The sequence below is a fragment of the Nonomuraea sp. NPDC003201 genome, from assembly GCF_053590415.1.
Map to the genome: position 1 here is coordinate 1 of NZ_JBSFTC010000239.1, position 17,563 is coordinate 17,563.

The window sequence follows — 17,563 nt, forward strand, 5'->3', positions numbered from 1 at the left end:
GCAGCCCCGCGTGCCCGTGCGCGGTGGCGGCCACGGCCAGCCCGAGCGACTCGGCGGCCACCGGGTCGCCACCCGCCAGGGCCATCGCCCCCGACTGGAACGCCTCCTTGACCGGCTGGGAGGCCCGCTCCAGATCGGGTGACCAGGAGCCGAACAGCACCTCGAACAGCGCCCGGTGCCGGGCGGCGAACCGTACGTATCCTCTGGCCACCGCCACCAGCCGATCCTCCGGCGAGCTGCCTCCGCGCTCCGCGGTCACGGCCGCCACCAGCAGTTCCCCCGCGCGCACGCTCACCGCGAGCAGCAACTCGTCACGGTCGGCGAAATGCCGGTAGGGGGCGCTGACCGCGACGCCGAGCCGCCGGCTCGCCTCCGCCATCGAGAACCCCTGGACCCCGTGCTCGGCGATGAGCTCCAGCGCGGTTTCGATGAGTGCGCCCCGCAGGTCGCCATGGTGGTAACTGGGTCGTTTCCTGGGTGGCACCAGATCAGGTTAGCGACAGTTCATCCAGGGTTCTGTGCTCCGCGTCCGTCAGCGCGACGTTCATGGCCCCCGCCGCCTCGGCCGCCTGTTGCGGCTTGGACGCGCCGGGGATGGCCACGACGGTGTCGCCGTAGTGGGTGATCAGCCAGTTGAGCGCCACCTGGGAGATCGTGGCGCCGTGCCCCTCGCCGATGCGCCGCATGGCCTCGATCAGCGGCCGGGTGCGTTCCAGCCCCTGGGCGCTGAGCACGTTCCGGCTGAACAGGCGTCGCGCCGGCGGCGCGGACCTGGCCAGTGCCGGGTTGTCGTGGAAGCGCCCCGTGAGCACCCCGCCCTCCAGCGGCGAGTACGCGATGAGCGTCACGCCCAGTTCGCGGGCCGTGTCCAGCACGGAGTCCCGCTCGACGTTCCTGTGCAACAGGCTGATGCGGACCTGGTTGGCGGCCAGGGGGATGCCCTCGGCGGCCAGCACGCGATGGGCGAGCACCAGTTGGCGGGCGGAGAAGTTGCTGACGCCGACCGCGCGGATCCGGCCCGACCGTACGAGCTGTGCCATGGCTTTGAGCTGGGCGGGGATGCTCGACAGACTGCCCGTGGGCATGTGGATCTGGTGCAGGCCGACGGGGTGGCCGCCCAGGTGGGCCAGGCGCTCGCCGATGGTCCTGGTGATGCTGGCCGCGGTGCGCAGGTGCGGCGTCCATTTCGTCGCGACGGTGACCTGGCCGGGGGTGACGCCGCACTCCTTCAGCGCGGCGGCCAGCGCCTGCTCCGATTGCCCCCGGCCGTACATCTCGGCGGTGTCGAACCAGGTGACCCCGCCGTCGAGGGCGGCCCGCACGACCGCGGTGGCCGTCTCCTGGCCGATGGGATTGATGATCAGGCGGGTGTAGTTGGCCGTGCCCGCGAACTGCATGCACCCCAGGCCGATGGGGCTGATCGTGATGTCGGTCTTGCCCAGCCTCCGCGCTTCCATCCGTACTCCTCAATGTGATAGTCGATCACATTGTGAAAAGCTATCACATTCGTGGCGCTGGAATCGCTGAGATCCGCAGGAATATGTGACGATCTGTTCAGATAACGAGGAATATAATGATCGCCATGGGCCGTACGGCAGGCGAGGACATGACGGCGCCTGACAGCCTGCCCCAGAAGACACACCAGCCGGACGGCATGGAGTTCCGCCTGCTGGGGCCTGTCGGGATCTCGGCGGGTGAGAGGTTTCTCGGCCCTGCCACCCCGCAACAGCGCTCGGTACTGGCGACTTTACTGCTCCACGCGGGCCGGACGGTTCCGCTCGAGCGTCTGATGAAGGCGGTGTGGGACCAGGAGCCTCCCGCCTCGGCGCGCAACGCCGTTCAGGGATACGTGTCCAAGCTCCGGCGGCTGCTCGCCAGGATGCCCGGCACCGAGCTGTCCACCTCGCCGCCGGGGTACCGGCTGGTCCTCGACCCGGCACGGGTGGACCTGCTGCGCTTTCGTGAGCTGGTGGCCCGCGCGCGTGCGAGCGATCACGGCCGGGCGTGCGACCTGTTGCGGCAGGCGCTGGACCTGTGGCACGGACCGCCGCTGGCCGACGTGGCGGGTGGCTGGCTGCGTGACACGTTCGGCGTGACGCTGGAGGAGGAGCGGCTGAGCACGGTCGAGGAGCGCCTGGCGATCTGCCTGCGGCTGGGCAGACATCACGAGGCGCTCGTCGAGCTCCCCGTGCTGGTGAGCGAGCATCCGCTGCGGGAGCGGCTGGTCCATCTCACGATGGTGGCGCTGCACCGGGACGGCAGACGGGCGGCCGCGCTGGCCGCATACCATGACCTGCGCGGGCGGCTGGTCGAGGAGCTGGGGATCGATCCCGGGAGCGAGCTGCAGCAGCTGTACCAACGTCTCTTGGAGGAGGACGACCTCGTCGAGGCGGGAGGCGGTCCCGCCACCGTCCTTCATGACGGTGGCCGCTCGGCGGAGGGGCCGGGAGGCGTGCCTGCCCCGCCGGTGCCCGCGGAGCTGCCTGCCGACCTGGTCTCCTTCACCGGGCGCGGGGCGGAGCTGGCCCGCGCGTACGAAACTCTGAGCGCGACCGAATCCGGCGGGCCGCGGATCTGCCAGATCACCGGGCTCGGCGGGGTCGGGAAATCGTCGCTGGCCATCCACATCGCGCATGCCGTCGCCGGCGACTTTCCCGATGGCCAGCTGTACATCAACCTGCACGGCGACACGCCTCACACCAGGTCGGTGCGGCCGGCGGAGGCCATGCGCCGCTTTCTGCGCTCCCTCGGCGTGGCCGAGGCGGCCATACCCGCGGACCTGGAGGAGGCCGCGGGTCGATTCCGGTCGCTGATCCACGGCAAGCGCATGCTCATCATCCTGGACAATGCGCGCGACGCGCCGCAGGTCCGGCCGCTGCTTCCCGGCAGCCTCGGGTGCGCGGTGCTGATCACCAGCCGGCGCCGGCTCACCTCCTTCGAGGGCGCCGTTCAGATCTCGCTGGACGTGCTGCCGGACGGGGAGGCCCTCGACCTGCTGCGTGCCGTGGTCGGGGAGAAGGCGGTCGCCGCCGAACCCGCCGCGGCGGCCGAGGTGGTCCGGCTGTGCGGCAGCCTGCCCCTGGCGTTGTGCCTGGCGGCGGCGCGATTGAGGGCCCGGCCGGCCTGGTCGCTCGCGTCCCTGGCCAAGCGGCTGGCGAACACCCGGCGGCGGCTGGACGAGTTGCGCGCCGACGACCGGGCGCTCCGGGCGAGTTTCCAGACCAGCTACCAGGATCTGCTCGCCGACCCGCAAGGCAGGGCCGCGGCGCGGATGTTCCGGTTGCTGGGCATGTTCGACGGGCCGGACATCAGCCTGTCCGCAGCCGCCGCGCTGGCCGATCTCCCCGAGGAACGGGCGCAGGACCTGCTCGATCATCTGATCGACGGGCAACTGGTGGACAACTACCTTCCGGACCGCTACCGGCTGCACGACCTGCTGCGGCTGTTCGCCCGCGAGCGCGCGGAAGAAGAGGACAGCCTGCGGGAGCGGCAGCGGGCCTTCCGCCGGGCCCTGCACCACTTTCTGGCCACTGTCCGTACGATCACCCATACCCTGAACAGGGGCAGCATGTGGAGGCTGGAGGTCGGACCGGCAGACCTTGTCCAACCGGGCGTGATCTCGTTGAAGAGCCAGGACGCGAAGGCGTGGATCGACTCCGAGGCGGACAACATCCTGGCGGCCGTGGACCAGGCGACCCGCACACCGGTCGCCGGCGAGGTGGTGGGGCTGGCCACGTCGTTCGCTGTCTTGTTGCACGAGCGTGGCAACTATCTCAAGCAGTTTCACCTCGCCGAACTGGCGCTGGTGGCCGCGGAGCACATGAGTGACCCGTTCTACCTGGCCGTCGCACACGGCGACCTCGGCTGGGCGCACATCTACGTGGAACACCCGGACGACGCCATCCGCCACCTGAACAAGTCCCGGACCGCCTTCCGGCGGGCCGGGAACACCAGCCGCGAGGCGGCACTGCTCGACTACATCGGGGTCGCCCACAGGAGCGCGGGCCGCTACGAGGAAGCCATCACCCACCACCTGCGCGCACTCGCCCTCGTCGGCGAGGCGGGCAACCGCCTGACCCATGGGGCGGTCCTCACCCATCTGGGGCTGGCCTACCAGCGGGTGGGGCGCTTCGCCGAGGCCATCGCCGCGCACACCGACACGATCGCCATCCTCAGAAAGGCCGGCATCTCGGCCTACCTAGGGCTCGCCGTCGGCCATCTCGCCGAGGCACACCGCCTGGCCGGAGACCCGGGACAGGCCGTGGCCTATTACCAGCAGGCCCTCGACCTCCACCGGGAAGCGGGCCCCGTCGGCGAGTTACGGGAGGCCGACATCCTCTGGGGACTGGGCCGCGCCCTGCACGACGCCGACCGGACCCCCGACGCCCACCGATCGTGGCGGCGCTCGATCGGCATCATGCAGGGCCTCAACCTCATCACGGCCGAGGAAAGGCACGCGCTCGAGAACAGCGAGGTCCCCGAGACGCCGCAGGCGATCCAACGGCAGCACTGAGCTCGCCCTGCGTATGCTGCCGGCCATCGGTCCAGCGCACGGACGCAGGCACGGGGGACTTCTCGCCCCCCGCTGAAATTCCGCTGGCCGACCCGACGATCCCCGACGATGAGGTGGGCGGGATGCTGCCGTTCGCGCCGATCGCCTCGCCGCTGATCGAGTTGGACGCGCACGCACTTCACCCACGCCGGCGGGCCGGCGGCGCGGGGCTATCGATTTGCCGGCTGGCCCGCGGTCAAGGGCGCGGTGGACTTGCGGTGATGAGAGGCGCGGGCTTTGGCGCGGTTGCCGCAGATGTCCATGGAGCACCAGGTCCAGCGCCGATTGCGGGAGTGGTCGTAGCAGGCCCATCGACAGCTTGGCTCACGGCAGGCCTTCAGCCGCGTCCACGTGCCTTCCGCCACGGCCTGGGCCACGATGGCGAGGAGCCTGGCCGGCGCCGCCTCCACGGCAGCCGGGCGCGGGCGACCAGCCGGGGCGGTGCTGCCGCGGGCGTATCGCGACGCGATTAAGATCATGGTCGATGCCGGTAGAGCGTTGCGGGCCGGGCAGATCGCGGTGGCGATGGGCTTGCCGGATGAGGCAGCCAAGCGGGAAGGGCTGCGTTCCAGGCTCAAGCGGCTGGTGGAACGCGGGTGGGCCAGGGAAGAGGGACCGGGGCTGTTCACAGTGACCGAATCGGTGGCGCGCACCGTACGACACAGACATCACCGCTGACGTCTTTGCGGAGGCGAAGAACACCTTCAACTGTCTGGTCGGACAGCTCACCGCTGCGGCAGCCGCGTCGCTGAGACATGACCAGCTGGAGGAGACGATCGTCGAGCAGGGTCGTGAGCTGCAACGCCAACGGCTGCAGGCGCACCTTGACCTGCGAGCATTACAGGAACGGCAGCAGGTGCAGCGCGCCCGCAACGATGGGAGTGGCCCTGACCACGACCGGGGCCGACGGCGTGCTACGACGGCGGGTGGAGGGGGAGCATCACCGCCTGCTGGCCACCGTGGTCGGGACGGTGAGCGTCACCCGGTGCGCCTGGCGCGCCCCGAACGTCCGCAACGCCTATCCCGCGGACGCGGCGTTGTCGTTACCGGCGGGCTGACACTCGGCCGGACTGGCCAAGCTGGCGGTCATCGAGACGGTGCGCGGCTCGTTCGACGCCGCGCACACGGCGATCAGCGCGCGCTGTGGCAACGTGATCGGCAAGCGACAGATCGAGCAGCTGGTGGCCCGGGCCGCAGTCGACGTCGATGCCTTCTCCACCGAGCAGATCCCCGCTCCGTGCACCGCCTCCACGGTGCTGGCACTGAGCCTGGACGGCAAGGGCATCGCGATGCGCCCGGAAGCGCTGCGGCCCGCGACCGCCAAGGCCGCCGCCCGCGCCAGGGCGACCTTCCGCACCCGGCTGGCGTCCGGCGAGAAACCGGCCCGCAAACGGATGGCCACCCTCGGGGTGGTCTACGACGCCGAACCCGCACCCCGGCGGCCCCACGACGTGATCGCCGTCCCCGGCGGACGAGGCAGGCGGCGCCGACCGCGCCTCAGGCCACGCGATGCGCAAGTGGCTGTGCGGCTCGATCATCACCAGCCCCCACGCTGTGATCGCCAGAGTCTTCGATCACGCCGAGGCCCGCGACCCTGCGCCTGCCGGCGCCCACCCCGCACACCTGGTACGTCGGACGTCAGGGCCGAGGTTGACGGCAAGGGCGACGAGTACAGCCCGCGGGAGCTCACTGGACGCTCCAGGACTCCTTCCGCGGCGGATAGGCGAAGGTCTGCGTGCCGGCCCAGTCCTCTCCGATGACGCGGTAGTCGTGGGCGGCTTCGCTCGCGGTGTGGTCGCGGCCGACGTCGACCGTGTCGGCGGTCGACCAGACACCGCCCACCTGGTGCTCCACGGTGTAGAGAAACTCGTTGAAGCCCGAGGGGGACACGCACGTGTTGATGATGGTGAGCGAGCGCCGCCCCGTCGTCAGATCCGGCGGGATCGTGACGATCTGGTCTCTCCACTTGTAGATGCCGTCCTCGAGCAGCGGTCGCCATTCTGCGGCCGGGGTCCCGTTGACGGTGATGGTGGCATGTTGCAGACCGACACCCGCATCCAGCCGGCGGATCAGCCGTACGCCCGTGTTGGCCGGGTTGACCGTCACGGTGAACCGGCTCGACCCGCCGCGAGGGAACGCGCGGCCATCGTCGCTGACGATGTGGGCGGGGTTGACGACGTGCTCAGGCGTCCCTTCGGGCGCGGCGCGTTGCGGCATCGCCCGCTGGGCGATGACGACGCCCAGGATCGCCGCGGCGGCCGGCACGGCTGTGAGCAGGGCGGCTCGGCGCCGACGCCGTCCGGCGGCACGGGTCGTCCCCGTGTCGCCAGGTGGGGTCATGGCCTGGGCGGCGATCTCATTGGACCCGGCGGGCAGCTGAGTGACCCGCACCCGCTCCCACGCCCGTTCCCACGCCGGAAGTTGATGGTCGGGGACGCGGCATCCCCGAAGGAACGCCACCATCACCGCCTTCTTGGGGAAGCGACGACCGGCCAGCATGTCGGCGCAGGTGGAGCGGGGCAGCCGTGTTCCGCCCGCCCGGTCCGCCCGGGTCTGAAGCTCCCGAAGTGACACGTCGGCCCGCGCGAACTGCTCGGCCAGCAGTTTCACCAGGTCCTCGGGAGACGTCACCGACTCCAGCCCGCCCTCGGGCCGAGGATCTTGGTCGCCTTGAGGGGCCTCGCTCATCGTTCCCGGACCCTGTCCTCTCCTGACCGGGCCGTTCGGCCTCGCCTGCTGCGACAGACAGTGTACGGGCGATTGCTCGGCGTGTCCGAGCCTGGCCGAGTCTGGCCGAGTTCCTGTTGGACACCCGCCGGGGTGGGTTTCGCCGTCGTCATGGCCGCCGGCGCGTTGCTGCTGCTCAGCCATCCGGCGCACGGCTGGGCCAGCTGCATCGACAAGGGTGGCGCTGGTCCACCCGCCCGGCGTCCACCGCGGGTGGGCGCCGGGCCACGCGAAGGAGTACGCATGAAGCGCAAATTCGGCCGGAAGGCATTCCTGGCCGGCCTCTCCGCGCCGGTCCTGGGGCTCACGCTGTTCGGGCCGGCGCCCGTGGAGGCCGGCACCATGAGGACCGAGGGTCCTTGCTTACGTGCCGGACATCAACGTCGGCGAGCTGCAGGGGCCCGCTCGATCTGCCCGCCCGGCACGTGGACGCACTGGCACCAGGTGCACATCCGCTGCAGGTTCATCGCCGAACCCACCGAGGATGGACCCGTGGTCGGCGGCACCAGCGTGTCGGAGGTGTTCTGCGGGAGGCCCACCGCCGCGTCCGGTCCTGGAACACCCAGGGGCCCGATCACCCGTAAGTCGGTTGATCGCGGCGATGATGACGACGGCTTCGTAGCGTACGGCGAGCTTGTCGTAACGGGTTGCCATGCCGCGGTTGCCTTCGACCAGGTTGATGCCGCATTCCACGGCGTGGCGCAGTCGGTAGAGCGCGGGGAGGACAGCCCGTGCGCCGCGGCCCACCCACCCGGGGACGACAGCCGTTGAAGAGCGATCTCAGCCACGGACCGGCGCGGCGAGGCTGCCCAGCAGTTTCAGCGCCTGCTCCGAAGGGCTGCCCGGCTGGGCGAGCAAAGTGATGAGCTGTAGGCCGTCGGAGCCGTTCACCGAGAAGAGCTCGCAGGTCAACTCCAGCTCCCCGACCTCCCGGTGGCACATGCGCTTGACCTCGGCCACCTTGGGCGAGACGTCGTGGCGGGCCCACAGCCTCCGGAAGCCGGAGCTCTTGACGGACAACTCTCCCACGAGCTCGGTCAGGCGGGGGTCGTCGAGCTGTGACCCGGCGACGAGGCGCAGGTGGGCGACCTTGGAACGGGCCGACTTCTCCCACTCGGGATAGAACTCGCGGGCCGCGGGATCCAGGAAGATCATGCGGAGCAGGTTGTCGCGGTCCTCGAACCCGCCGTACAGGGCGTCGGCGAGGGAGTTCGCGGCGAGGATGTTCATGAGGTCGTCGCAGATCAGCGCGGGCGTGACGGGCCAGCCGCTGATCAGCGTGCGCAGCGCAGGACTGACCCGCCGGGCCGGCGACCGCCGGGGCTGGAGCATGGGATGGGCCAGTGCGTGCATGTGGGCCGTGGCCTCGAGAGTCAGCCCGAACGCCTGGGCAAGGGCTCCGAGCACGCGCTCGGACGGGTGGCGCTCCCTGCCCTGTTCGAGGCGGATGTAGTAATCCGTGCTGACGTGGGCCAGCATCGCCACCTCCTCGCGCCGCAATCCCGGGGTCCGGCGCGGGCCCACGTCGAGGAGCCCCGCCTGCGCGGGAGTCATGACCTCTCTCCGCGCGCGCAGGAACTCCCCCAACAACTTAGTGCTGTCCATTTAAGTACGATATGTCGGGATTTGAGTGCCAGGGTGGGCGTGTCACTACCAGGCTGAGACGGCACCGCCGCATCCATCGGCATTCATCCAGGTATGCGAATTTCCTGGGTGTCACGCGCCCACCCTCCTCAGCATCGTCCCGCCTTACCGTCGCAGTGACGGAAAGGAAACGATGACCGTGATTCCTCGCCCCCGGTCCATCCGAGCGCGCTGCACCGTGGCCGCGTCGCTGCTCGCCCTGGTCGCGCTGGCCGTGGTGGGCGTCACTTCCTCGCTGGCCATCCGCTACCGCGTCCAGGACGACGCCTTCAACCGGGTCGAACAGGTCGCCAGCCGGTGGAGTGCGGCGGCCCGCGCCGGCACGATCCCCAAGGTGATACCCACCCCGGGCGACCTGGCTCTCATTCAGCTGGTCGACGCGCGCGGCCGGGTCCTCGCCGCCAGCCACTCCGCCCTCGCGCGCTCGGCGCTGAGCACGCTGCGACCACCCGTCGACGATCGCGTCCAGCGGCGGAGCGATGGGTGCCGCCTCCTGGTGGCCATCCGGATCACCACGGCGGCCGGCGCCCAGGTCCTGCTGGCGGAGCGCCGGGAGCCGGCCCTGCTGCGCGGCCACAACCTGGAGTACGCGCTCACGGCGGCGGCCCTCGTCCTCCTCGCGATCGTCTCCTGGACCTCCTGGAGAACGGTGGGCCGCACGCTGCGGCCGGTCGAGGCGATCCGCGTGCGCCTGGGCGAGATCACCGTCAGCGACCTCAGCCTGAGCATCCCCGTGCCGCCGGGCGACGACGAGGTCGCCATGCTCGTCCGTACCGCCAACCAGACCCTGGACCGGCTCGACGAGGCGGTGGCGCAGCAGCGGAGGTTCGCCTCCAGCACGTCGCACGAGCTCAGGAACCCGATCGCCGGCCTGCGGGCGCAACTGGAGGAGGCGCTGCTCCACCCGGGCGAGATCGATCCGCACAAGACCATCCGCTCGGCCCTGTCGGTCACCGACCGGCTCGACGCCATCGTCGGCGACCTGCTGGCGCTCGCGCGGCTCGGGGCCGGCGACCCGGCGCCGCCCGAGCTCATCGACCTCGGGCGGCTGGTGAGCCAGGAGGCGCCGCGCGCGGGCCGCGTGCCCGTACGCGTCCACGCGGCCTCGGACGTCTGGGTCCGCGGGTCCCACATCCAGCTCGCCCGGCTGCTCGCCAACCTGGTGAGCAATGCGATCCGGCACGCTGGCAGCGCCGTGGACGTCTTCGTGGCAGCCTCGGACGGCGAGGCCGTGGTGACGGTGGCGGACGACGGCGCCGGCATCGCGCCCGCCGACCGCGAGCGGGTCTTCGAGCGGTTCACCCGCCTCGACGACGCCCGCCACCGCGACGCCGGCGGCAGCGGGCTCGGCCTGGCCATCTCCCGCGACATCGCCCAGAGCCACGGTGGGACGCTCAAGGTCGAGGATGCGCCGCGCGGCGCCAGCTTCGTCCTGCGACTCCCGCTTCTCGACCCCCCTCCGGTCGATCAGACGGAACGCGTGAGCGCTGTCGCCTAGCAGTCGCCCGGGCCGTACAGGCGCTCGATCGCCTCGACCTGCCGGGCCGCGAACCAGGCCCGATCGCGCGCGCCCTGCGACAGGCCGCCGGGCCGCTCGCCGTCGTGCCTGGCGTACTCCTCGGCCCACAGCCCCGTCTTCACCCTGCTCAGCAGGTTGCCCATGCCGGGCCGCCGCCGCAGCCGGCGCAGCGCGCCCACGTCCAGCTCGGCGGCGGCCACCAGCGACTCGCCCGCGCCCGCCTGGGCGAGCACGCGTCCCTGGTGGTCGAGGACCTCCGAGCCGCCGTTGGTGGAGTCGCCGGGGATCGGGATGCCCCTCAGGCCGCCGCTGTTGGCCGAGACCACGTAGGCCAGGTTCTCGGCGGCCCTGGCGCGGCGGGCGATCGCCTTCGGGGTCAGCGCCGGTGAGGAGGCCTCGGAGGTGGGGTGGCAGAAGACCTCGGCGCCGCGCAGGGCCAGCGTGCGGGCCAGCTCGGGCATGAGGATCTCCTCCGAGGCCAGCACCGCCAGGTTGCCGATCTCGGTGCGGGCCACCGGCAGCACCCCGTCGATGCCGTAGATCTCCAGGTAGCGCTCCCACACGTCGTACGGGCTCGGCGTGAACATCGAGTGCAGCCTGCGGTAGCGCAGGACCGGCGCACCCTGCGGAGAGAGGATCACCGACGCCTGGAAGTACAGCTCGGGGAAGTGCTCGTCGCGCTCATAGGCGTTCACGCACAGGTAGACCTCGTGCCGGGCGGCGATCCCGGCCAGCGCCTCGTACTCCGGGCCGCCGGGGTCGAGCGCGGCCTTGTCGCGCCACTCGGCGAAGCTCTCGCGCATCGGGAAGCCGGTCAGCACGTACTCGGGCAGCACCACCAGGCGCAGGTCGCGGCCGAGCCAGGCCTTGCTGCCGCCGACCTGCTCGCCGATCCGCTCGATGGCGGCGCGGATGGCGGACCTGGGGTCGGCGGCGGCGTTGACGGCCCTGGTCTCCATCTGGAGCGCCAGCGCCGTGTAGGCGGTCATGCGCGCCCGTTGGCCGCGCACCAGGACGACCAGGTGGTGGCGCCCTTGCCGAGCTGCTTGTTGTAGAAGGAGCTCCAGGAGTTCTCGCTGGCGCCGGGCGCGGTGGGGGCGGCCTTGAAGAGCGGGTGGTTCGTCTCGACCTCGGCGCGCAGCCACGGCTCGATCTCGGCGTAGGAGCTCAGGGACCAGCTGCGGGCGTGGTAGGTGAGCTGGCCGCGTACGTCGCTCTCGGCCAGGCACATGAACGGCGCCCACGGGCTCGTCCGCGCCCAGCTGATCTTCGTCTCCATGGCCCCGGAGGGGACGGTGCCCGGAACGGTCCTGGCGGCCGCCTCGCGCTCGTCCACGGAGAAGTCGAACATCTCCTGGGCCGCGTACACGCCGCCCACCAGGCCGAACCGCTCGCCGAGCGTGGTGCCGAAGTCGGCGCGTACGGGGATGTCACTGGTCCACACGTTCTCATCATGCAGCTGGCGCACCGGCGGGCCCACGTAGGCGGAGGTGATGTTGAAGGGGCCGAAGTTCACCGTGTCGTTGTTGATGGGGATGACCGGATAGGTCGTCTGGTCGATCGGGTTCTTCCATTCCCGCAGGACCCGCGTGGGATCGGCGGGGTCGGTGTAGAAGACGATCTCGCGGGAGAGCTGGTAGAGCTGCGTCGTGTCCGGCACCCGGTACAGGCGCCTGATGTTGTAGCCCTCGATGTTGAACAGCTTCTGGCCGTGCCGCATCGCCGGGTCCAGGCTGTTGCCCTCGATGTTGGCGTACACGCTGCCGGAGATCCGGAAGACCATGTCCTTGCCGTCGGGACGGCCGAAGGTCTGGAGCGAGAGCAGGCCGCTCCGATCGGTGACCGTCTTGTAGACCGGTCCCGGAGCCGTCGGGTCGGCGGGCTTGTCGTCGGCCGCGGCGCCCGGAGCGGTCACGCTCAGGAAGAGGGCGGCAAGGGCTAAAGACCGGAGGATGTTGCGCTTGACCATGGGTCATCTCCGAACACTTAGGCGAGTGAGCGAGCCCAATGTGATCATGTCGCGCTCGGCGCTGTCCATCAGGCCCAGAAAACTGAAATGGACTCCAAATTTGGAGTAGACTCCAGATATGGTGGAGGGGCTTCGGGAGCGGAAGAAGCGGCAGACCCGGCAGCGCATCATCGGCGTGGCCATCGGCCTGTTCGTGGAGCGCGGCTTCGAGCACGTCACGATCGCCGAGGTCGCGGCGGCCGCCGAGGTGTCGGTGAACACCGTCTACAACTACTTCCCGGCCAAGGAGGACCTCGTCCTGCCGCCGGAGGAGGCCTCGCCGCACCGGCTGGCCGACATCGTGCGGGAGCGCCCGCCCGGTCAGTCGGCGGCCGGGGCGGTGCTGGCGCGGCTGCGTGCGGAGGTGCGCGGGCGCGAGCGCCAGGTGGGGCTGACGGAGGGGTTCGGGCGGGTGCTGGAGATGATGCGGGCCGCGCCCACGCTGGCCGCCCGGCTGGACGACCTCGGCCGCCGGATGACCGACGAGCTGGCTGTGGTGCTGGCCGAGGAGACCGGGGCGGCCGAGGGCGATCCGCTGCCGCGCGTGGCGGCCTGGCACATCGGGTGCCTGCACGCGCTGGTCTACGCCGAGATCGGCCGGCGGACGGTCGCGGGCGAGCCGCCCGACGCCATCGCCGCCGCCGTGCTGGAGCTGATGGATGTCGCAGAAGGGCTGCTGGGCGAGCGTGTCCTGGCCTATGCCGTACGAAAGGGATGACCGTGTTCAGGGTGACGATCAGGGGCAAGTTCAAGGGGCTCGACGACGCCGGCCGGGCCGCCGTGGTGGCCGCAAGCGGCGCGGCGTACACCGAGGCCGGGACCTTCACCCATGACGCGGGCGTCACGGCCTTCACCTTCCGCTGTCAGGTGCCCGCCGGGCCCGACGACGGCGAGGACGAGGCGGCGCTGGGGGCGATGGAGGCGCTGGAGACGCACGGGTATCCGTACGAGATCCTGCAGCTCGCGGTGACCGACATGCGTGACATCAAGGTGCGGCGTCGCCGCTGATCCCAGATTTGGGATATGTTCTCTTATATGAGACGGATGGAGGAGGTCGAGGTCCGGCTCGCCGGGCGGCTCGCGGAGCTGCGCGTCGAGCGGGGCTGGTCGCTGGAGGAGTTGGCGAGCCACTCGGGGATCAGCCGCTCGACGCTGTCTCGGCTGGAGCGGGGCGAGATCAGCCCGACCGCCGCGCTGCTGGGCAGGCTGTGCGCCGTCTACGGGCGTACGATGTCGCGGCTGCTGGCCGAGGTGGAGGCCGAGCCGCCGCAGCTCGTACGAGCGGGGGCGCAGGCGGTGTTCCGGGATGAGGAGTCCGGGTTCGTCCGGCGTTCGGTGTCGCCGCCCCACCCCGGGATGCGGGGCGAGGTCGTGGAGGGCAGGCTCCGGCCGGGGGCGGACATCTCGTACGACGCGTCGCCGGTGCCCGGCCTGGAGCAGCACATCTGGGTGCTGGAGGGGGCCGTGGAGATCACCGCCAACGGTCACACGCACACCGTGGAGGCGGGCGACTGCCTGCGCTTCCGCCTGTGGGGGCCGTCCCGCTTCCGCTGCCCCGGCCCCGACCCGGTCCGGTACGCCCTCCTGATCGTCCTCCCATGACCTTCACCTGGAGACCCCGGAGGAACCCCATGCCCGCCATCGAGCGCCTGACCGCCGACGGGTTCGACGCCGACGTCAAGGAGCTGGCCGGCCTGCTGGTCGACGCCGTGGACAGCGGCGCGTCCGTGGGCTTTCTCGCGCCGTTCGGCCACGAGGAGGCCGCCGCCTGGTGGCGGTCCCAGGCTCCGTCGGTGGCCGACGGCAGCCTCCTGGTGTGGGTGTGCCGCGACGGGAGCGCCGTCACCGGCCCCGTCATTGGCACCGTCAGCCTCGCCTTGGCGAGCAAGCCGAACGCCCGCCACCGCGCCGAGATCGTCAAGCTGATGGTCCACCGCGAAGCCCGCGGCCGGGGCCTGTCACGCGCCCTGCTGGAGGCCGCCGAGCAGGCCGCCCTCGACGCCGGGGCGTACCTGCTGCTCCTGGACACCGAGACCGGCAGCACCGCCGAGCACGTCTACCGCACGGGCGGCTGGACCCGCTACGGCATCGTCCCCGACTACGCCGGATCCCCGGACGGCACGCTCCAGGACTGCAGCTTCTTCTACAAGAGGCTCACAGCGTCTGGCTGAGCGCGTCGAGGTCGGCCAGCCGCTCGGTGGGGGCCAGGCGGGCGGCCGTGGCGACGAGCAGCAGCTCGGTGACGGCGATCTCGTGGGCGAGCGGCGCGATCGGCCCGGCGGCCTCGCGCGGCAGCCTGATCAGCACCTCCGCCTCGGCGGCCAGCGGCGACTCCCACGCGTCGGTGACGAGCACCAGCCGCGCTCCCCGGGCGCGCGCGGCCTTGACGAAGCGGGCGGTGCCGGAGGAGTAGCGCCGGAAGTCGTACGCCACCACCAGGTCGGACCCCTTCAGATCCAGCACGGTACGCGCCCGGGCCGGCACGGAGTCGGGCACCCGGTGCGCGCCGGGCCGCAGGCTGGCCAGCTGGCGGATCAGGTATTCGGCGGCCAGCTCGCTCAGCGGCCCGCCCAGCGCCCACACGGTCCTGGCCTCGGCGAGCAGGGCCGCGGACGCGTCGAGGAGCGGGTCCGTGGCGGCGGCGAGCGTGCCGTCCAGCCCCGCGCGCAGGTCCTCGGCGGCCTGCCGCAGCTCGGGACTGGCGGCGGGGGAGTCGGGCGCGCGCGAGACGAACTCCAGCAGCCGCGACCGCCCCCGCGCCCCGTCACGCACCGCGGCCTGGAAGTCGGCGAACCCTCCGTACCCCAGCCGGTCGAACAGCCGCGACGCCGTCGGCGGGCTCACCCCGGCGCGCTCGGCCAGCGCCCGCAGCGAGCCCAGCGCCGCGAACGGATAGTCGTCGAGCAGCACCCGCACGATCGCGCGCTCCCCGGGCGGCAGCTCGGGATAGACGGCGCTGAGGCGGTCTGCCACCGGATCGTTCTCCACAATGACAAATGTTACATCAACACCGGCTACCCAGGTTCGCGAAACGAATGTTACGGTGCGGGCATGAGAACCTGGCATGGCCTGATCGACAGCGACTACCGGCGCTGGCTGCCGGTCACCGCCGACACCCCCTCCATCTCGCTCAACGAGGGCAACACCCCGCTCCTGCGCTCCGCGCACCTGTCGGAGCTCACCGGCTGCGAGGTCTGGCTGAAGGTCGAGGGGGCCAACCCGACGGGCTCGTTCAAGGACCGCGGGATGACGGTGGCGATCAGCAAGGCCGCCGAGGCCGGGGCCCAGGCCGTCATCTGCGCCTCCACCGGCAACACCAGCGCCTCGGCCGCCGCCTACGCCGCCCGCGCCGGGGTGACGGCCGCCGTGCTGGTCCCCAAGGGACGGATCGCGCTCGGCAAGCTGAGCCAGGCCGTACGCTACGGCGCCGAGATCGTCGAGATCGACGGCAACTTCGACGACTGCCTGCGCGTGGCCCGCGAGCTGGCCGCCCACCACCCGATCGCGCTGGTCAACTCGGTCGGCAACGAGCTGCGCCTGGCCGGGCAGCGCACGGTCGCCTACGAGATCGTGGACGCCCTCGGCGAGGCGCCCGACGTGCACTGCCTGCCGGTCGGCAACGGCGGCAACATCACCGCCACCTGGGGCGGCTACCGCACCTACCACGGCGCCGGCCTGGCCGGGCGGCGGCCGCGCATGTGGGGCTTCCAGGCGGCCGGGGCGGCCCCGCTCGTCCACGGCGCTCCCGTGGCGGCTCCGCAGACGGCGGCCAGCGCGATCAGCGTGGGCAACCCGGCCACCTGGGACGGCGCCGTGGCCGCCCGCGACGAGTCGGGCGGGCTGATCGAGGCGGTGACCGACGAGCAGATCTTCGCCGCGTACCGGCTGCTGGCCCGCCGCGACGGCGTCTTCGCCGAGCCCGCCTCGGCGGCCGGCGTCGCGGGCCTGCTCGACCGGCACGAGCGGGGCCTGCTGGAGCCGGGCCTGCGGATCGTGATCACGCTCAGCGGCAACGGCCTGAAGGACCTGGACGCCTCCCTGCGCGGCGGCTACTCCTCGACGGAGACCTCCTCGTCCGCCTCCGACGTGGCCCGGGCCCTCCGCCTGGCGGCCTGACCGCAGTTGTGGACAAGGTATCGAACGTTCGCAGAGGAACACCCGGAAAGTTGTGGGATCCCTCCATGCCTGAAGCGTGTGGTTCTGGTGTGGGATCGTGCCCATGATGGATGCATCGAAGCGGCGCGGGTTCCCCACGGGCGACCTGGCGCGGGTGGCCGTGTTCGCGGCGCTGATCGCGGTGCTGGGCGTGCCCGGCTCGTTCAACCTGTTCGGCAACGCGGTCCCGATCACGCTCCAGACCCTCGGCGTGATGCTGGCAGGGGCGATCCTCGGCACGTGGCGGGCCGCGCTGGCCGTGGTGGTGCTGCTCGTGCTGGTCGCCGTCGGCCTGCCGCTGCTGGCGGGCGGCCGGGGCGGGCTCGGCGTGTTCGCCATGCCGTCGGCCGGATACCTGATCGGCTGGATCCCGGGCGCGGCGGTGACCGGCTGGCTCGTCGAGCGCGCGGGCCGCAACCCGGGGATCTTCCCGCTGATGGTGGCGTGCCTGGTGGGCGGGATCGGGGTGGTCTACCTGTTCGGCATCCCCGTCCAGTCGCTCGTCACCGGGGTGTCCCTGGGCGCGACGGCGGTGTCCAGCCTCGTCTTCCTGCCCGGCGACCTGATCAAGGTGGTGCTGGCGTCCGGCGTGGCCAGGGGCACGCAGCGGGCCTACCCGGACGCGGTCCCGGCCGTGCACCGCGAACGGCTGCGCTCCGGCGAGGGGCGTTGACCGCTCGATGCCCGTAGCACAACACGTGATGCGGCACGCCGCCGAACGCCCTTCGCACCCGGCGGTGTGCGGCCCCTCCGGCGAGCTCACCTACGCCCAGCTCGCCGAACGGATCCACGGCGCCGCCCGCCACCTGCTCGGCCGCGGGATCGGCCCGGGCGCGCTGGTCGCGATCGGCCTGGCGGACCCGGTCGAGCTGCTCACCGCCGTGCTCGCGGCCGACCTGGCCGGCGCGACGCCGCTGGTGGGCGACCCTGCCTGGGGCCGGGAGCGGTGGTCGAGCGT

The 17,563-nt window shown here is 71.6% G+C and carries 21 protein-coding genes; 12 read left to right on the top strand and 9 right to left on the bottom strand.

The annotated features are described in order from the left end of the window. The coding region (locus tag ACWDX9_RS46175; RefSeq protein ID WP_449966653.1) for a TetR/AcrR family transcriptional regulator at positions 1-484 on the bottom strand (484 nt) is incomplete at its 3' end. Positions 485-488: 4 nt separating this feature from the next. Further along, the gene (locus tag ACWDX9_RS46180; protein WP_449966656.1) at positions 489-1,457 is read right to left on the bottom strand and encodes an aldo/keto reductase; all 969 of its coding nucleotides are present in this window, start codon (positions 1,455-1,457) and stop codon (positions 489-491) included. A 125-nt stretch (positions 1,458-1,582) separates the two neighbouring features. On the opposite strand from ACWDX9_RS46180, the gene ACWDX9_RS46185 reads away from it, so the two are divergent. Continuing rightward, positions 1,583-4,513 carry a BTAD domain-containing putative transcriptional regulator gene (locus tag ACWDX9_RS46185; protein WP_449966659.1) on the top strand — a complete coding sequence of 977 codons (2,931 nt, stop codon included), beginning with the start codon at positions 1,583-1,585 and terminating at the stop codon, positions 4,511-4,513. Positions 4,514-4,722: 209 nt separating this feature from the next. Here ACWDX9_RS46185 and ACWDX9_RS46190 read toward each other — a convergent pair whose 3' ends face one another. After that, positions 4,723-5,031, bottom strand: a complete 309-nt coding sequence (locus tag ACWDX9_RS46190) for a CGNR zinc finger domain-containing protein (RefSeq protein WP_449966699.1) — start codon at positions 5,029-5,031, stop codon at positions 4,723-4,725. Between ACWDX9_RS46190 and ACWDX9_RS46195 the strand changes: the two genes are divergently transcribed. Further along, on the top strand, positions 4,931-5,230 hold the full coding sequence (locus tag ACWDX9_RS46195) for a hypothetical protein (RefSeq protein WP_449966702.1): 300 nt from the start codon (positions 4,931-4,933) through the stop codon (positions 5,228-5,230). The genes ACWDX9_RS46190 and ACWDX9_RS46195 overlap by 101 nt on opposite strands. A gap of 197 nt (positions 5,231-5,427) precedes the next feature. After that, complete coding sequence (locus ACWDX9_RS46200) at positions 5,428-5,610, top strand: hypothetical protein (protein ID WP_449966662.1); 183 nt, start codon at positions 5,428-5,430, stop codon at positions 5,608-5,610. Here the strand turns inward: ACWDX9_RS46200 and ACWDX9_RS46205 are convergent. Both ACWDX9_RS46205 and ACWDX9_RS46210 read right to left on the bottom strand, forming a co-directional pair. Further along, entirely contained in the window at positions 5,571-5,954 is a 384-nt protein-coding gene (locus ACWDX9_RS46205) for a hypothetical protein (RefSeq protein WP_449966665.1), read from the bottom strand. The genes ACWDX9_RS46200 and ACWDX9_RS46205 overlap by 40 nt on opposite strands. A 284-nt stretch (positions 5,955-6,238) precedes the next feature. Continuing rightward, positions 6,239-7,240: a hypothetical protein gene (locus ACWDX9_RS46210; RefSeq protein ID WP_449966667.1), complete on the bottom strand. Its 1,002-nt coding sequence runs from the start codon at positions 7,238-7,240 to the stop codon at positions 6,239-6,241. 282 nt (positions 7,241-7,522) lie between these two features. On the opposite strand from ACWDX9_RS46210, the gene ACWDX9_RS46215 reads away from it, so the two are divergent. After that, positions 7,523-8,050 (top strand): hypothetical protein, encoded by a 528-nt coding sequence (locus ACWDX9_RS46215; protein WP_449966670.1) that lies wholly within the window; start codon positions 7,523-7,525, stop codon positions 8,048-8,050. A 9-nt stretch (positions 8,051-8,059) separates the two neighbouring features. Here the strand turns inward: ACWDX9_RS46215 and ACWDX9_RS46220 are convergent, their stop codons facing one another. Beyond that, positions 8,060-8,884, bottom strand: a complete 825-nt coding sequence (locus tag ACWDX9_RS46220) for a helix-turn-helix transcriptional regulator (RefSeq protein ID WP_449966673.1) — start codon at positions 8,882-8,884, stop codon at positions 8,060-8,062. A gap of 172 nt (positions 8,885-9,056) precedes the next feature. Here ACWDX9_RS46220 and ACWDX9_RS46225 point away from each other — a divergent pair, with 172 nt between their 5' ends. Beyond that, positions 9,057-10,421, top strand: a complete 1,365-nt coding sequence (locus tag ACWDX9_RS46225) for a sensor histidine kinase (RefSeq protein WP_449966676.1) — start codon at positions 9,057-9,059, stop codon at positions 10,419-10,421. On the opposite strand, the gene ACWDX9_RS46230 is transcribed toward ACWDX9_RS46225, so the two are convergent. Together ACWDX9_RS46230 and ACWDX9_RS46235 are read right to left on the bottom strand one after the other, a co-directional pair. Continuing rightward, positions 10,418-11,431, bottom strand: a complete 1,014-nt coding sequence (locus ACWDX9_RS46230) for a nitrilase-related carbon-nitrogen hydrolase (RefSeq protein WP_449966679.1) — start codon at positions 11,429-11,431, stop codon at positions 10,418-10,420. The genes ACWDX9_RS46225 and ACWDX9_RS46230 overlap by 4 nt on opposite strands. Continuing rightward, positions 11,428-12,411 carry a DUF1838 family protein gene (locus ACWDX9_RS46235; RefSeq protein WP_449966681.1) on the bottom strand — a complete coding sequence of 328 codons (984 nt, stop codon included), beginning with the start codon at positions 12,409-12,411 and terminating at the stop codon, positions 11,428-11,430. The genes ACWDX9_RS46230 and ACWDX9_RS46235 overlap by 4 nt, the downstream gene beginning before the upstream one ends. Before the next feature lie 118 nt (positions 12,412-12,529). On the opposite strand from ACWDX9_RS46235, the gene ACWDX9_RS46240 reads away from it, so the two are divergent. Genes ACWDX9_RS46240 through ACWDX9_RS46255 form a run of 4 tightly spaced genes read left to right on the top strand, consistent with a single transcriptional unit; the run spans position 12,530 to position 14,621 of the window. Beyond that, complete coding sequence (locus tag ACWDX9_RS46240; protein ID WP_357737543.1) at positions 12,530-13,168, top strand: TetR/AcrR family transcriptional regulator; 639 nt, start codon at positions 12,530-12,532, stop codon at positions 13,166-13,168. A gap of 2 nt (positions 13,169-13,170) precedes the next feature. Continuing rightward, positions 13,171-13,458, top strand: a complete 288-nt coding sequence (locus tag ACWDX9_RS46245) for a DUF6204 family protein (protein ID WP_449966683.1) — start codon at positions 13,171-13,173, stop codon at positions 13,456-13,458. A 27-nt stretch (positions 13,459-13,485) separates the two neighbouring features. Next, positions 13,486-14,052, top strand: a complete 567-nt coding sequence (locus ACWDX9_RS46250) for a helix-turn-helix domain-containing protein (RefSeq protein ID WP_397370306.1) — start codon at positions 13,486-13,488, stop codon at positions 14,050-14,052. A 29-nt stretch (positions 14,053-14,081) separates the two neighbouring features. Beyond that, entirely contained in the window at positions 14,082-14,621 is a 540-nt protein-coding gene (locus ACWDX9_RS46255) for an N-acetyltransferase family protein (protein ID WP_449966687.1), read from the top strand. Here ACWDX9_RS46255 and ACWDX9_RS46260 read toward each other — a convergent pair. Continuing rightward, the gene (locus ACWDX9_RS46260) at positions 14,605-15,438 is read right to left on the bottom strand and encodes a MurR/RpiR family transcriptional regulator (protein WP_449966689.1); all 834 of its coding nucleotides are present in this window, start codon (positions 15,436-15,438) and stop codon (positions 14,605-14,607) included. The two genes, ACWDX9_RS46255 and ACWDX9_RS46260, sit on opposite strands and share 17 nt — an antisense overlap. Before the next feature lie 63 nt (positions 15,439-15,501). Between ACWDX9_RS46260 and thrC the strand changes: the two genes are divergently transcribed. The 3 genes from thrC to ACWDX9_RS46275 form a co-directional block, all read left to right on the top strand. Next, positions 15,502-16,566, top strand: coding sequence for a threonine synthase (gene thrC / locus ACWDX9_RS46265; protein ID WP_449966691.1), 1,065 nt, complete (start codon positions 15,502-15,504; stop codon positions 16,564-16,566). A 103-nt stretch (positions 16,567-16,669) separates the two neighbouring features. Beyond that, positions 16,670-17,278, top strand: coding sequence for a biotin transporter BioY (locus ACWDX9_RS46270; protein WP_449966694.1), 609 nt, complete (start codon positions 16,670-16,672; stop codon positions 17,276-17,278). Between the two features lie 7 nt (positions 17,279-17,285). Beyond that, a partial coding sequence (locus ACWDX9_RS46275) for an AMP-binding protein (protein ID WP_449966696.1) occupies positions 17,286-17,563 on the top strand: 278 nt, incomplete at its 3' end.